Below are 14,514 nucleotides of genomic sequence, written 5' to 3'. Positions count from 1 at the left end.
CCGCCGACGACACGTCCTGTCGCCACGGTCACCTGCCGCCCTCGTGGCCGCCGTCCTGCCGGCGCAGGTAGTCGCTGAGCTCGTCGAGCTCGGCGCGCACCTGGTCGATGCGGGCGGGCGCGGGACGCTGCGGCTGCTGGGGCGGCAGGGGGCCGTGGGGGTGGGGCGGCACGGGGCCCTGCGCACCGGGCGTGCCGGGCACCGGCGTCTGATGCGCCGGCGGCCGGGGTATGTACGGCTGCGGCGCGGGCTGCGTCACCGCGTACGGCGGCGGGGTCTGCGGATAGCCGTACGCGCCGCTCGGCACCGTCGACGCCCCGGGGGGCGCGTAACCGGCATAAGCCCGATGCCCGTTGTGCAGCCGTATGTCCACGGTCAGGTAGTACGCGCTGGCGAGGGCGCCCAGCAGCAGGACCAGCGCGAGGGCCACATCGCCCCGGTGGTCGCTCTCCTTCACCGAGCCGACCACGGCGAAGCACACGATGGCCATCGGCAGGCTCATCCAGGCCGCCGTCCAGTTGAACCACCGGCCGCGCAGGAAGGCCACCCGGAACAGGGGCAGGCACGCGAGCAGGCCGCACGAGAGGAAGCCGGCGGCGGCGAACAGCACGCGCAGGGTGATGACGGTACTCGCGCTGCGGGTGGGCGGCGGCGCGCCGTGGCCGTACATGACTGCTCCTGGACCGGGTGATGCCGATGGGACGGACGTGCGAGCGACGGGTTCGATGTCGGAGTTCGAGCGTATAGGCCGACACGGACAAGCGGTCCCGGGTTGCACCGAACCGTTGTCGTACTGATCACTTCATCCGGCCGCGCGGGTAACCGGCGTCACACCGGGAGCCCCCGGCATCCCCCCTTCCGGCTCAGTCCGGCGCCACCGTCCCGTCCGTCAGGCCGTCGTACATCCCGCGCACGAGCTGCTCCCCCAGCCGGCTCGCCAGGCGCAGCGCCCGCTCGAACTCGTCGAGGGCGCGGAAGCGGGCGCCGTAGCGCCGCTGCTCGTCCAGCGGAAGCCGGGGCAACTGCAGACGGCGCACGTCCAGTCGGGTCGCGGTGGAGGCGTAGCTGCTGGCCTGCCGGTTGTTGGCGGTGCCGCGCAGGAACCCGGCGAGGAACCACGGGTCGAGCGCCGTGCGGTCGGGGCGCAGGAGCACGAGGCTGCGCCCCAGGGCGGCGCCCGCTGTCACGTCGTCGATCACGCGCGTCACCGAACCACCGCCCAGCACCGGTACGACGACGTCGCCCGGCTCGGTCAGCACGGCCTCCTCCTCGCTCTCCGGGAGCGTGCCCGAGGGGGCCGTCGCGGCGAGGACGTCGTGGTCGGTGAGGACCGGCACGCGCGCGTGGCCGCCGTTTCCGCCGGTGCGCAGCACCAGGGCGCCGCCGCGCGCGAGTTCGCCGACGGTGGTGAGCGGCCAGCGGGCGGGCGGTGCCGGGTCGGCGGGGGGCGGTGTGAGGTCGGCGGTCAGGCGCAGGGTCGCACCGAGGCGGTCGCGCACCGCCGTGAGCTGCTCCGCCCCGTCGGCGACCGCCGGCGGCGGCAGGTGGCGGGCCGGGGCCAGGTCCACGTCGTCGTCGAGGAGTTCGATGACCGGCACGGAACGGGCGAGTCCCGGCCGCTCCTCCAGCCGCCCCCCGCGCGCGAAGCCGCGCCAGGCGTCCAGCACCGCCTCGCGCACCGCCTCCCAGTCCGGGCCGCCCCGGCCCTCTCCGGCGAACCTCCCGGTGTCCACGAGGAGCACCTCGGGCGCGGCCGGTGTCCGGTCGGGCCGGCGCAGCACCCACACGTGCAGCGGGATGTTGTACGGCGGCGCCGCCCCGACCGGCAGCGCGACCACCGCCCGGAGCGCGCCCCGGCGCAGCAGGTCGGCGCGGATCCGGCGCCCGGAACGGCGGGAGGCGGCGGCCGGCGGCATCAGCAGGACGGCGGTGCCGCCGTCGGCCAGCCGGGCCAGTGCGTGCTGCACCCAGGCCAGCTCGGACTCGGTGCGTGCCGGGAAGCCGTACTCCCAGCGGGGGTCGTAGGCGAGTTCGTCGTGGCCCCAGTTGCGCTCGTTGAACGGCGGGTGGCACAGCACCGCGTCCGCCCGCAGTTCCGGGTAGGCGTCCGCGCGCAGGGTGTCGCCGGCGGCGCCGCGCACGGCGGCCCGGGAGTGCAGCGCCAGCCGCAGCGCGGTGAGCGCGGCGAGGTGGGGCGCGCCGTCCTGCGCGTACAGCTCCTGGCCGGGGCGGGCGTCGACGGCGCGCAGCAGGGCGCCGGTGCCGCAGGCGGGGTCCAGGACGCTGCGGGCGGGGCCGGCGAGGTCGGCCATGAGCCGGGCGAGTTCGGCCGGGGTGAGCGTGTACTGCCGGGGGTTGGCGTCCAGGTGCCGGCCCAGCAGGAACTCGTAGGCCTGCCGGGCCCCCACTTCGGCGGCCAGCTCGGCGGCGCCGCGCAGGAGAGGGGCGGAGGGGAGGAGCTGGGGGCCGGAGGGGGTGCGCAGGGCGGAGGCGGCGGGGCCGGCGGAGGCGCTGTGGCCGGTCGGGGTCGGCGTGCTGTGAGCGGGCGGCGCGCCGGGGTCGTCGTGAGCGGCGGATGGAGTGTGAACGGCTGTTGGGGCGTTCACAGAGCGCTGCCCCGTCGATGTATTCACAGCCGGGTCGGAAGCCACCGCCTTCACACCCGGGTTCGCCAGGCCGGCCGCGGCACCGAAGCGCGGCGCCAGGACCTGCTCCAGCGCGCCGGGCAGCATCGCGGCCAGCCGCTCGTCGGAGCCGGCGCTCACGTCGAGCCAGACGGTGGGGCGCTCATGGATCAGCAGCAGCACGCAGCCGGTGTGCACCAGGGCCGTGAGCGGTCCCTCGGGGTGGCCGGCGAGCTGCTGCCAGACGCGTTCGCGCAGCGGTACCTCGGCGAGTTTGCCCTGCTTGCGGAGCCAGGCCTCGACCTCGGTGAGCGCGAAGGCGGGACTGGTCTCGGTGCCGCCGACCGGCTTGGGGAAGTCGGCGTGCCGGCGACGCCAGTTGCTGACGGCGGCCCGGCCCACTCCGGCGAGCCGGGCGATACCGGCGGCGGTCACTTCTGTCGCGTTGTCCTGCACCGGCCCCGCTCCCCTCGTCCGTGTGTGCATTGAGCATACCGACGCACGCAAGATCCCCGACTTCACGGCGTGTACACACTCACACCTGTGAACAATGTTGACTCGGTTCACAAGCTCTGTTCTTATTGACCCAGCGAACGAGCGGCCACCGGAGGGGGCTGGCCGCCGCGTTGGGAGGGATTCGCCATGGGCATGAAGGGCAAGATCGCGCTGGGCGCCGTCGTGGGAATCGCCGTCATCGGAGCGGTGTCCGCGAACGCCGGCAGCGACGGCAAGGACGCCGGTTCCGGCAGCGGCAAGGGCTCTTCGGCCTCCGCCGAGCACAACTCCGCCAAGAAGGACTCGGGGGGCGCGAAGTCGGCCGACGAGAAGGAGGCCGCCTTCGCCGGCGACGGCGAGTACCAGGTCGGCTCCGACGTGAAGCCGGGCACGTACCGCACGACCGGCAACACCGACGGCCTGTGCTACTGGGAGCGCGCCAAGGACGCCAAGGGCGAGATGGACTCGCTGCTGGCCAACGACAACGTCACCGGCACGAGTTACGTGACCATCAAGGCCACGGACAAGCTGTTCAAGTCCACCGGCTGCGAGGACTGGGAGGCCGTCGACCCGAAGGCGAAGGGCACTCGCGCCTCCTCGATGGACGGCGACGGCGGCATGTTCAAGGTCGGCACGGACATCGCGCCGGGCACGTACCGGTCCACCGGGAACTCCGACGACTCCTGCTACTGGGAGCGCACCAAGGACGCCGGGCAGGGACTGAACTCGATCATCGCCAACAACAACGTCAAGGGCAGCGCCGTCGTCACCATCAGCCCGTCGGACGCCTACTTCAAGACGACCGGCTGCGGCGACTGGAAGAAGGCCTGACCGCATCCCCCGTCAGGGGCGCGCCGCGCGCCGGGAACCCACCCCACGTCAAGGGCTCCCGCGCCAAGGACTCCCACGTCAGGAGCTCCCCGCCGGGGAGCGGCCGGGTGGCGCCCCGCCCGGTACCGGGCGCCACCCGGCCGACCGCTCGTCGCACCTCTCTGAAACACTTCCCCGTCCCCCGTAACACCCTGAAGGACCTTTCATGCGTCTCACGACCCGTGTCGTCACCGCGCTCGCCGTCGCGGCACTCCCCCTGGCCCTGTCCGCCTGCTCCTCCGGTTCCTCCTCCGACGCCGGCAGCGGCGCGAGCGTCAAGTCGGACAAGGCGAAGGACCCCAACGCCGGTCTGCTCACCGGTACGCAGCTGAAGAAGGCGCTGGCACCCGCGTCGGCCTTCCCGTCCGGATTCACGATCGAGGCCGACGGCGCCTCGGACAGCGGGGGCGAGTTCCTCGCCGTCTCCAGCCGGAAGACCGCCAAGCCGGACTGCACCAAGCTGGAGGGCACGGCCTGGATCCAGGTGACCGGTTACGAGGGAGGCGTGTCGTTCGCGCAGGACGACTACGTGAACAAGGACAAGACCGAGGAACTGGCGCAGGAGATCGACCAGTTCCAGGGCACCACCGCGAAGACGGTGATGAAGCAGCTGCAGACCGTCGCCGCCGAGTGCGCGACGTTCACCGACACGGACGCGCACGCCAAGGTGAAGGTCACCGGCCGGTCCACGACCGGTCTCGGTGACGAGGCGTACACGCTGACGCTGACGAGCGGCGCCTGGGAGAGCGGCACCACGCTCGTCGCGGCCCGCTCCGGCAACTCCGTGGTCACCGTGCTGTCCACGGCCGGCAGCGACGACGGCGCCGCGACCGCGAAGAAGCTGACCGGCCAGGTCCTGCAGTCCCTCAAGGCCAAGTAGGCCGCGGGACGAGCACGGCGGGCGGGGCCCCTGATCCACGGAACGGGGCTTCGCCCGCCGACGCCGTACGGGGCCGTCCCCGGGTCACAGCGGGTGGCGCATCCACACGTTGGGCTCGACGTAGACGGCGTACCCGCGTTCCGGTTCGCAGCGGACCGGGACCAGCGCACCGGGCACCTCGACGTCGCCGGCGGTGTCGAAGGGCAGTCCCGTCCAGCGGCGCCACTCCTCCAGCGAGGCCCCGACGGTCATGGAGGCCGTGGCGATGGAGTCGATGCGGGCGCCCGCCCGGGCGTGCACGCGCAGCCACGGGTCGGCGGGCAGGCCGTCGGGGCGGACCCGGTGGGCGTACTCGGCGATCGGGGTGTGCGGTTCGCGGTGCTTGGCGTTGGGGCGGACGGGGGCGACGACCTCGCGGAAGCCGCGGGCGCGGGCGTTGGCGCGCATCGCCGACAGCAGGACGGCGGAGAGGCCGTGGCCCTGGGCGTGCGGGGCGATGGTGACGGAGATGGCGCTCACCGTGTCCGGGCGGGTGCCGTGGCGCAGGTCGGCGAAGGCCCAGAGCAGGACCTGGTCCCAGCCGCGCGCGGGCAGGGCGCGCCGGCCGTCGGCGTCGAGGGCGAAGGGCACGCTGTAGGCGTGGGCGACGACCTCGCCGCGCTCGTCCTCGGCGAAGAGCGCGTATTCGGGCAGTTCGGTGGGGATGCGGCCGTAATGGGCGTTGCCCACGGGGTCGTTGGTCACGAACTCGGGCCATGTGTCGGCCATGTCCAGTACCGCCTGCAGCCGTTCGGGCCGCTCGGCGAGGCTGCTCACCTTGACGTCCATGCCGGACACGGTAGTGCTTCTCAGCGGGCCCGGAACCGCCCCGGAGCCTCGGTCGGGTTGCCGCCCGAGGGGAGCTTCTGGCCGGGGCAGCCGGCGAGGACCTTCTTCATGGCGGCCTTCTCGGCGGCGGTGACCCACAGGCCGTACTTCTTCTTGACCGCGACCTGCGCGGCGACGTAGGTGCAGCGGTAGCCCTTGGCGGGCGGCAGCCAGGTGGCCGCGTCGCCGTCTCCCTTGCCGCGGTTGGTGCCCGCGTCCACCGCGATGAGGTTGAGGGGGTCGTTGGCCAGCGCTATGCGCTTGCCGGGCTCCCAGTACTTGGCGCCCTTCTGCCAGGCGTCGGAGAGGGCGACGACATGGTCGATGTCGACCTGGCTGCGGCCGCGCCGGTAGACGACGACCTTGCCGGAGTACGGGTCCGGGTCGAGCCGGCCGTAGGAGACCCTGCAGGTGCCGCCGGTGTACCTCACCTCCTCCAGGTCCCGTTTGAGTATGTCGTCGCGGGTATCGCAGGAGTTCGAGTCGGTGTCCGCCCAGGCGGTGCCGAACCGGTCGCGGGAGTAACCGGTCTTCGGGGCACGGCCCTTGACGGTCAGTGAGCCGACGGCGGTCAGCGCCGGTCCCCCGCCGCCGGTCTCCTCGGGCCCGGAGGCCCCCTTGGTGTGCTCGGCCTTGCAGCCGGCCACCGCGACCAGCACGGCCACGGCCGTGGCCGCCCCACCCCTCAGACGCCGCACGGTGCGCCCCCCTCACCCGATCCGGTCCACACTCGGCCCAGGACGGATCGCTCCGCCCCCTCCCACGGTAGCCGCTCCTCCGTTTCCGGCGGGCGGCGTGTGCGAGGGGACTTCCGCCACGGCCCGAGGCCCCGCGACCGCAGGACCTACGCCCCCAGGCCCCAGAACCCACGAGCCCTGGGGCCTACGAGCCGCGGAAGCCACGAACCCCGGGCCCTACGAACCGCAGAGAGCCCACGAACCCCGGGCCCTACGAACCGCAGAGAGCCCACGAACCCCGGGCCCTACGAACCGCAGAGAGCCCACGAACCCCAGGGACTACGAACCCCGGCCCCTACGACCCGAGGACCGAGGCCAGGAACTCGCCCACCCAGCCGAGCAGTTCACGGCCGACCAGCGGCTTGCCGCCGACCTTCGCGGTCTTCGGGCGGGGCACCAGGACCTGGTGCACGGAGGGCTTGATGACCGTGCCCGGGTACAGCCGCTTCAGGCGCAGCTCCTGCGACTCGCGCAGCTCCACGGGCGCGAAGCGGATGTTGGTGCCCTGCAACACGATCTCGCCGACGCCGCACGCGCGCGCGAGCATCCGCAGCCCGGCCACGAGCAGCAGGTTCTCCACCGGCTCGGGCAGCTTGCCGTAGCGGTCGGTGAGTTCCTCGCGGACGGCCTTGATGTCCTCCTCCGAGTTGGCGGAGGCGATGGCGCGGTACGCCTGCAGGCGCAGGCGCTCGCCGGGCGCGTAGTCGTGCGGGACGTGCGCGTCGACGGGCAGCTCGATCTTGACCTCGAGCGGCTGCTCCTCCACTCCTCCCGCCGAAGGCCCCCCTGTCTCCAGCTGCCGCCGGTAGTCGGCGACGGCCTCGCCGACCATGCGGACGTACAGGTCGAAGCCGACGCCCGCGATGTGCCCGGACTGCTCGCCGCCGAGCAGGTTTCCGGCGCCGCGGATCTCCAGGTCCTTCATGGCGACGTACATGCCCGCGCCCATCTCGGTGTGCTGGGCGATGGTGGCGAGGCGCTCGTGCGCGGTCTCGGTCAGCGGCTTCTCCGGCGGGTACAGGAAGTAGGCGTAGCCCCGCTCCCGTCCCCGGCCGACCCGGCCGCGCAGCTGGTGCAGCTGGGACAGGCCGAAGTTGTCGCCGCGCTCCACGATCAGCGTGTTGGCGTTGGAGATGTCGATGCCGGACTCGACGATCGTGGTGGACACCAGGACGTCGAACTTCTTCTCCCAGAAGTCGACGACGACCTGCTCCAGGGCCGTCTCCGACATCTGGCCGTGGGCGGTGGCGATGCGTGCCTCGGGGACGATCTCGCGCAGTCTCGCCGCCGCGCGGTCGATGGACTCGACCCGGTTGTGGATGTAGAAGACCTGGCCCTCGCGCAGCAGTTCGCGGCGGACGGCGGCGCCGATCTGCTTCTCCTCGTACGGCCCGACGAAGGTGAGGACGGGATGCCGCTCCTCCGGCGGCGTGGTGATGGTGGACATCTCGCGGATGCCGGTGACCGCCATCTCCAGGGTGCGCGGGATCGGGGTCGCGGACATCGTCAGCACGTCCACGTTGGCGCGGAGCTTCTTCAGCTGCTCCTTGTGCTCGACGCCGAAGCGCTGCTCCTCGTCGACGATGACGAGGCCGAGGTCCTTGAACTTCGTCTCGGAGGAGAACAGCCGGTGGGTGCCGATGACGACGTCCACCGCGCCCTCCTTCAGCCCCTGCAGGACGGCCTTGGCCTCGGTGTCGGTCTGGAAGCGGGAGAGTGCCTTGACGCTCACCGGGAACTGCGCGTACCGCTCGGAGAACGTGCCGAAGTGCTGCTGCACCAGCAGGGTCGTGGGGACGAGCACGGCGACCTGCTTGCCGTCCTGTACGGCCTTGAAGGCGGCGCGCACCGCGATCTCGGTCTTGCCGTAGCCGACGTCGCCGCAGATCAGGCGGTCCATGGGGACCGACTTCTCCATGTCCTCCTTGACCTCGGCGATGGTGGTGAGCTGGTCGGGGGTCTCGGCGTACGGGAAGGCGTCCTCCAGCTCGCGCTGCCAGGGCGTGTCGCCGCCGAAGGCGTGGCCGGGGGCGGCCATGCGGGCCGAGTACAGCTTGATCAGGTCGGCGGCGATCTCCTTGACGGCCTTCTTGGCGCGCGCCTTGGTCTTCGTCCAGTCGGCTCCGCCGAGGCGGTGCAGGGTGGGCGCCTCGCCGCCGACGTACTTGGTGATCTGCTCCAGCTGGTCGGTGGGGATGTACAGGCGGTCGCCGGGCTGGCCGCGCTTGGCGGGCGCGTACTCGACGACGAGATACTCGCGGGTGGCGCCCTGGACGGTGCGCTGCACCATCTCGATGTAGCGGCCGACGCCGTGCTGTTCGTGGACGATGTGGTCGCCCGGCTCCAGGGTGAGCGGGTCGATGGTCTTGCGGCGGCGGGCCGGCATGCGGGTGCCGTCGCGGCCGGCGGCCTTCTGCCCGGTGAGGTCGGTCTCGGTGAGGACGGCCAGCTTCAGGGCGGGGTCAACGAAGCCGTAGTCGATGCAGCCGCAGGAGACGTGCACCAGGGAGGGGGTCAGCTCGCCGAGGTGGGCGTCGAGGCGGGCGGCGATGCCCTCGCCGCCGAGCACCTCGACGGTGCGGGCGGCCGGGCCGTGGCCCTCGGTGACGTAGACGGTGCGCCAGCCCTCGGCGAGCCAGCCCTTGGTGTCGGCGAGGGCGCGGGCGGTGTCGCCGCGGTAGGTCTCGGTGGCGTGCATGCCGAGCTTGAGGGTGTCCGCGTCCAGCTCCAGGTCCGCGGCGAACGGCGACACCGACCACCACATCATGTCCAGCTCGCGCGCGCGGTCGCGGACGTCGGCGATGGACCACAGGGAGGCCGCGCCGACGTCGATGGGGGCCTCGCCGCCGCCCGCGGTGGCCGCCCACGAGGCCTGCAGGAACTCCTGCGAGGTGGCCACGAGGTCCGCGGCGCGGGTGCGGACCCGCTCGGGGTCGCAGACGACGGCCATGGCGCCCTTGGGCAGCACGTCGAGCAGCAGTTCCATGTCGTCCACCAGGACGGGGGCGAGGGACTCCATGCCCTCCACCGCGATGCCCTCGGCGATCTTGCCGAGGAGTTCGCCGAGCTCCGGGTGCTGTTCGGCGAGGGCGCGGGCGCGTGCGCGTACGTCGTCCGTCAGCAGCAGTTCGCGGCAGGGCGGGGCCCACAGGCCGTGTTCGGCGACCTCCAGGGAGCGCTGGTCGGCGACCTTGAAGTAGCGGATCTCCTCGACGTCGTCGCCCCAGAACTCGATGCGCAGGGGGTGTTCCTCGGTGGGCGGGAACACGTCGAGGATGCCGCCGCGCACGGCGAACTCGCCGCGCTTCTCGACCAGCTCCACGCGCGCGTAGGCGGCGGCCGCGAGGGCCTCCACGACATCGTTCAGGTCGGCGGTCCGGCCGGTCCTCAAGGCCACCGGTTCCAGGTCGCCGAGGCCCTTGACCTGTGGCTGGAGCACGGAGCGCACGGGTGCGACGACGACGGAGACCGGGCCGGTCTCGGGGTCGTCCTGGCTGGGGTGGGCCAGCCGGCGCAGTACGGCGAGGCGGCGGCCGACGGTGTCGCTGCGCGGGCTGAGCCGCTCGTGCGGGAGGGTCTCCCAGGAGGGGTACTCCACGACGCCCTCTTCGGGCAGCAGGGAGCGCAGGGCCGCGGCCAGGTCCTCGGCCTCCCGGCCGGTGGCGGTCACCGCGAGGACCGGGCGGCCGGCCTCGCGGGCGAGGGCGGCGATCGCGAAGGGGCGGGCCGCCGGGGGGCCGACGAGGTCGACGTGCATGCGGTTGCCGTCCGCGGCCGCCTTGACCGCTTCGGCGAGGGCGGGGTCCTTGACGACGGCGTCGAGCAGACCGTGCAGGCTCATGTGGGCTATTTCCGTCCAGGGGTGGGCAGCGCAAGCAACCCGGTGCGGGGGGGCGGCCGGGGATGTCCAGCCTACGACGCGGCCGACGTCCGCGCCGGGGCTGTGGACAACCCCCGCCGGGGCGGCCGTGGACGCCCCCGTCCTCCGGTGGCCCGGTGCCGCGAAGCACCCGGTGCCGGGGAGTCCTCGAAGACTCCCCGGCACCGGGTGTTCCCCCGCAACCCCCGTGTGCGGTGGTCGTGACGCCGGCGGACGCGCGCCGCCGGCCCGTCGTCAGTCCGTCGCGATGGCGTTCAGCACGTTCATCCGGCCCGCCCGGAACGCCGGGACCAGCGCGGCGAACAGGCCGACGAAGGCCGAGCCGACGAAGACCGCGGTGATCGTCGGCCAGGGGATGTCCAGGACCTTCAGGCCCTCCAGCGCGAGGAGCTTCTGGGCGGTGGCGCCCCAGCCCATGCCCAGGCCGAGGCCGAGCAGCGCGCCGAAGACGGCGATCACGACGGACTCCAGGCGGATCATGCGGCGCAGCTGGCGGCGGGAGAGGCCGATGGCCCGCATGAGGCCGATCTCCCGGGTCCGCTCGACCACGGACAGCGCCAGGGTGTTCACCACACCGAGGACCGCGACGATGATCGCGAGCGCCAGCAGTCCGTAGATCATGTTGAGCAGCTGGCCGATCTGGTCCTTGAGTGCCTTCTTGTAGTCGGTCTGGTCGCGCACCGTCACGCTCGGGTCCTTGTGCAGGGCCGTCTTCAGCGCCTTGTAGGCCGCGTCCTGCTGTCCGTGCTCGGCGGTGGCGAACACCAGCAGGTCCAGAGGCATGTTCTTGGCGGGCACGTACTTGGCGACCGTGGAGATGGACGCGTACATGGCGCCCTTGTCGACGACGGCCTCGTCGCTGGTGATCGCGCGGACGGTCAGCTTCGCCGTCGAGCCGCCCTTGAAGTGGACGGAGACCGTCGAGCCGAGCGTGATGCCGTGCTTGTCGGCGTAGCCCTCGAAGACGGACATCGAGTCGGGCCGGTAGGCGTCGGCGAGGTTGCCGGCGACCGTCTTGGTGCGCACGTCCTGCGCGTAGGTCGGATCGGCCGCGTTGATCTCCTCCTTCTCGGAGACCTTGCCGTCCGGGGTGGTCAGGGTGGCGTCCAGGAGCTTGTACTCGGTGACCCGTTCCAGGCCCGGCGTGTTCTTGACGGCACGCACGGCCTGCGGCTTGATGACCCCTCCCTCGACATCGCTCTGGACGATGAAGTCCGTGCCCACGGTCTTGTCCAGCTCGTCGGTGGCGGAGGCCACCATCGAGGAGCCCACCACGGACAGGCAGGCCACCAGGGCCAGGCCGATCATCAGGGCGGCGCCGGTGGCGCCGGTGCGGCGCGGGTTGCGCAGGGCGTTGCGCTCGGCCATCCGCCCGACCGGGCCGAAGATCCGCAGCATGGCCAGGCCGAGGACCCGGACCAGGCCGCCGGCGAGCAGCGGGCCGATGACGACGAAGCCGACGAGGGTGAGCACCACGCCGAGGCCCAGCCAGCCGGAGCCCGCCTTGGCCTCGTCGGCGTTCGCGGCGACGAACAGGCTCGCGACACCGCCGCCGGTGAGGACCAGGCCGATCAGGGCCCGTACGACACCGGCCCTGGCGTCGGCCGGGGCGTGCGCGTCGCGCAGCGCGGCCATCGGGGAGACCTTGCCGGCGCGCCGGGCGGGCAGGTAGGCCGCCAGGACGGTGACGACGACACCGAGGAGCAGGCCGAGGGCCGGGGTGGTCCAGGCGACGGTCAGGTCGTCGGTGGACAGGTGCATGCCCATGGTGCCCATGAGCTTCATCAGGCCGACGGCGATGCCGACGCCCGCGCCGACGCCGAGCACACTGCCGATCACGCCGAGCAGCAGGGCCTCCACCAGCACCGAGCGGTTGACCTGCTTGCGGGAGGAGCCGATGGCCCGCATGAGGCCGATCTCGCGGGTGCGCTGGGCGACCAGCATGGAGAAGGTGTTGATGATCAGGAAGATGCCGACCAGGAAGGCGATCCCGGCGAAGCCGAGCATCGCGTACTTCATCACGTTCAGCATGCTCTGGAGCTGCTTCTGGTTGGCGGCGGCGACCTCCTTGGCCGTCTGCACCTTGTAGCCGTGGCCGAGTGCGGCGATCACGTTCCGCTTCAGCCGTGCGTCGGTGACGCCCTTGGCGGCGGTGACGTTGACGTTGGTGTACACGCCGGTCCGGCCGATCAGGGTCTGCTGGGCGGTCTTCGTGTCCAGGTAGAAGATCGCCGCGCCGGGGTTGGTGACGGTGAAGGTGGCGACGCCGGACACGCGCGCGTGGTGCGTGCCGACGACGGTGATGATGCCGATCTCGTCACCGATCTCCAGGTGGTGCTTGTCGACGGTGTCCGCGTCCACCATGACCTGGCCGGGGCCCTTGGGGGCCGTACCGGAGGTGATCTTCATGGTGCGGGCGTCGTTGCCGTTCCAGCTGCCGACGATGGTCGGGGCGCCGCTGCTGGGCGAGAGCTTGTCGAGGTCGTGGTCGACCACGGTCGCCGAGGTGGAGAACACGGTCCCCTCGGCCTTTTGGACGCCCTCGGCCCCCCGCACCTCGCCGACCACGGAGGCCGGCATCACCGGCGGCCTGCCGGTGCGCGAGGTGGTCTCGCCGGTGTCGGAGGCCTCCTTGGCGCTGACCTGCACGTCCGACGCCGTTGCCTGGAAGAGGTTGTCGAAGGTCGTGTTCATCGTGTCGGTGAAGACGAGCGTCCCGCAGACGAAGGCGACCGACAGCAGCACCGCGACGGCCGACAGCGCCATGCGGCCCTTGTGCGCGAAGAAGTTGCGCATCGAGGTCTTCAGGACGGTCATGACGTACGCCCCCGGGCGTCGAAGTCCTTCATGCGGTCCAGGACCTGCTCGGCGGTCGGCTGGCGCATCTCGTCGACGATGCGGCCGTCGGCGAGGTAGAGCACGCGGTCGGCGTAGGAGGCGGCGACGGGGTCGTGCGTGACCATCACGATGGTCTGGCCGAGTTCGTCCACCGAGCGGCGCAGGAAGCCCAGGACCTCCGCTCCCGCGCGGGAGTCGAGGTTTCCGGTCGGCTCGTCCCCGAAGATGATCTCCGGGCGGGCGGCGAGGGCGCGGGCGACGGCGACGCGCTGCTGCTGACCGCCGGAGAGCTGGGTCGGCCGGTGCTTGAGGCGGCCGGCGAGTCCGACGGTCTCCACCACCCTGTCGAGCCAGGCCCGGTCCGGCTTGCGGCCGGCGATGTCCATGGGAAGCGTGATGTTCTCGATCGCGTTCAGCGTCGGCAGCAGGTTGAACGCCTGGAAGATGAAGCCGATCCGGTCCCGGCGCAGCTGGGTGAGCTTCTTGTCCTTCAGGCCGGTGATCTCGGTCTCGTCCAGGAAGATCTGACCGCTCGTCACGGTGTCGAGACCGGCGAGGCAGTGCATCAGGGTGGACTTGCCGGACCCCGAGGGGCCCATGATCGCGGTGAACTGGCCGCGGGCGATGTCCACGTCGACGTGGTCGAGGGCGACGACCCGGGTCTCACCGGACCCGTACGCCTTCACGACCTGCCGCGCCCGCGCGGCAACGGCCGTACGCCCTCCAGTGCCCCCGTGCCTGGGAATGGTCACAGCCGATGTCACGGTACGTCTCCTATGTCGGTCGGAAGGTGTGCGGCCGGCGCTCCGGTGTGTCCGGGCGCCGTCCTTGTCACGTCGTCGAGTCTCGCGGCCGGCGGGGTCGCCCCGCGCTGGTGCGAGGCCCCCTCTTTCCGGGGGGAAAACCCCACCCCGGCCGGTGCGGCCGGCCGCCCCCCTGCGGCTTGCCACCCGGTGGCCGGCCGCGCCCGGCGGCGTAAAGCCAGGTTAAGGACAACCCCCGGCCCGGCTCGTCCTCCGCCGGGACGAACCCTCCCCGAGCCGTAGTAAGGAGGTACCCCTAGGGGTTCTCCACCGCCGGGTGGAGCCGGAATCGGGGCCGTCTCCACCCACCGATGCGGCAACTCTCCACCCTGACGCGACGTCAGGGGCAAGTCCGGACCGTACCGGCGGCCGGCACGCCGGAGGGCAAGCGCTTCCGCGGGCTCCGGCGGGCCGGCGCCTCCGCGCGCGGCCCCGTGAACCGCTGGTTAACGGGGGTAACACCCCGGCGTGGGCCTCGGTTTCGGGCAGCAAGCGCATACCGACCGGCCAGTTTGGTGAA

General features: G+C 72.3%; 9 protein-coding genes. 2 read left to right on the top strand and 7 right to left on the bottom strand.

Going from position 1 to position 14,514, the window contains the following annotated elements:
* Window positions 1-28: 28 nt before the first annotated feature.
* Window positions 29-670, bottom strand: a complete 642-nt coding sequence (locus IE177_RS00720; protein WP_190012697.1) for a hypothetical protein — start codon at window positions 668-670, stop codon at window positions 29-31.
* 193 nt (window positions 671-863) lie between these two features.
* Window positions 864-3,080 carry an N-6 DNA methylase gene (locus IE177_RS00715; protein WP_190012696.1) on the bottom strand — a complete coding sequence of 739 codons (2,217 nt, stop codon included), beginning with the start codon at window positions 3,078-3,080 and terminating at the stop codon, window positions 864-866.
* A 186-nt stretch (window positions 3,081-3,266) separates the two neighbouring features.
* Between IE177_RS00715 and IE177_RS00710 the strand changes: the two genes are divergently transcribed.
* The gene (locus IE177_RS00710; protein ID WP_190012695.1) at window positions 3,267-3,950 is read left to right on the top strand and encodes an Rv1352/Rv1906c domain-containing protein; all 684 of its coding nucleotides are present in this window, start codon (window positions 3,267-3,269) and stop codon (window positions 3,948-3,950) included.
* A 205-nt stretch (window positions 3,951-4,155) separates the two neighbouring features.
* Window positions 4,156-4,869, top strand: coding sequence for a hypothetical protein (locus tag IE177_RS00705; RefSeq protein ID WP_190012694.1), 714 nt, complete (start codon window positions 4,156-4,158; stop codon window positions 4,867-4,869).
* Between the two features lie 84 nt (window positions 4,870-4,953).
* Here the strand turns inward: IE177_RS00705 and IE177_RS00700 are convergent, their stop codons facing one another.
* From IE177_RS00700 to IE177_RS00680, 5 genes are all read right to left on the bottom strand, one after another.
* Entirely contained in the window at window positions 4,954-5,697 is a 744-nt protein-coding gene (locus tag IE177_RS00700; RefSeq protein ID WP_190012693.1) for a GNAT family N-acetyltransferase, read from the bottom strand.
* Window positions 5,698-5,717: 20 nt separating this feature from the next.
* Window positions 5,718-6,434 (bottom strand): HNH endonuclease family protein, encoded by a 717-nt coding sequence (locus tag IE177_RS00695; RefSeq protein ID WP_190012692.1) that lies wholly within the window; start codon window positions 6,432-6,434, stop codon window positions 5,718-5,720.
* A 334-nt stretch (window positions 6,435-6,768) separates the two neighbouring features.
* Window positions 6,769-10,314 carry a transcription-repair coupling factor gene (mfd, locus tag IE177_RS00690; RefSeq protein WP_190012691.1) on the bottom strand — a complete coding sequence of 1,182 codons (3,546 nt, stop codon included), beginning with the start codon at window positions 10,312-10,314 and terminating at the stop codon, window positions 6,769-6,771.
* 273 nt (window positions 10,315-10,587) lie between these two features.
* Window positions 10,588-13,170: an ABC transporter permease gene (locus IE177_RS00685; RefSeq protein WP_190012690.1), complete on the bottom strand. Its 2,583-nt coding sequence runs from the start codon at window positions 13,168-13,170 to the stop codon at window positions 10,588-10,590.
* Complete coding sequence (locus IE177_RS00680) at window positions 13,167-13,955, bottom strand: ABC transporter ATP-binding protein (protein ID WP_190012689.1); 789 nt, start codon at window positions 13,953-13,955, stop codon at window positions 13,167-13,169. Before IE177_RS00680 ends, IE177_RS00685 begins: the two co-directional genes overlap by 4 nt.
* Between the last annotated feature and the right edge of the window lie 559 nt (window positions 13,956-14,514).

This window comes from Streptomyces lucensis JCM 4490 (genome assembly GCF_014650035.1).
Classification (GTDB): domain Bacteria; phylum Actinomycetota; class Actinomycetes; order Streptomycetales; family Streptomycetaceae; genus Streptomyces; species Streptomyces lucensis.
The sequence above is the reverse complement of the archived record's forward strand: the minus strand, read 5'-3'. Positions and strand labels throughout refer to the sequence as shown.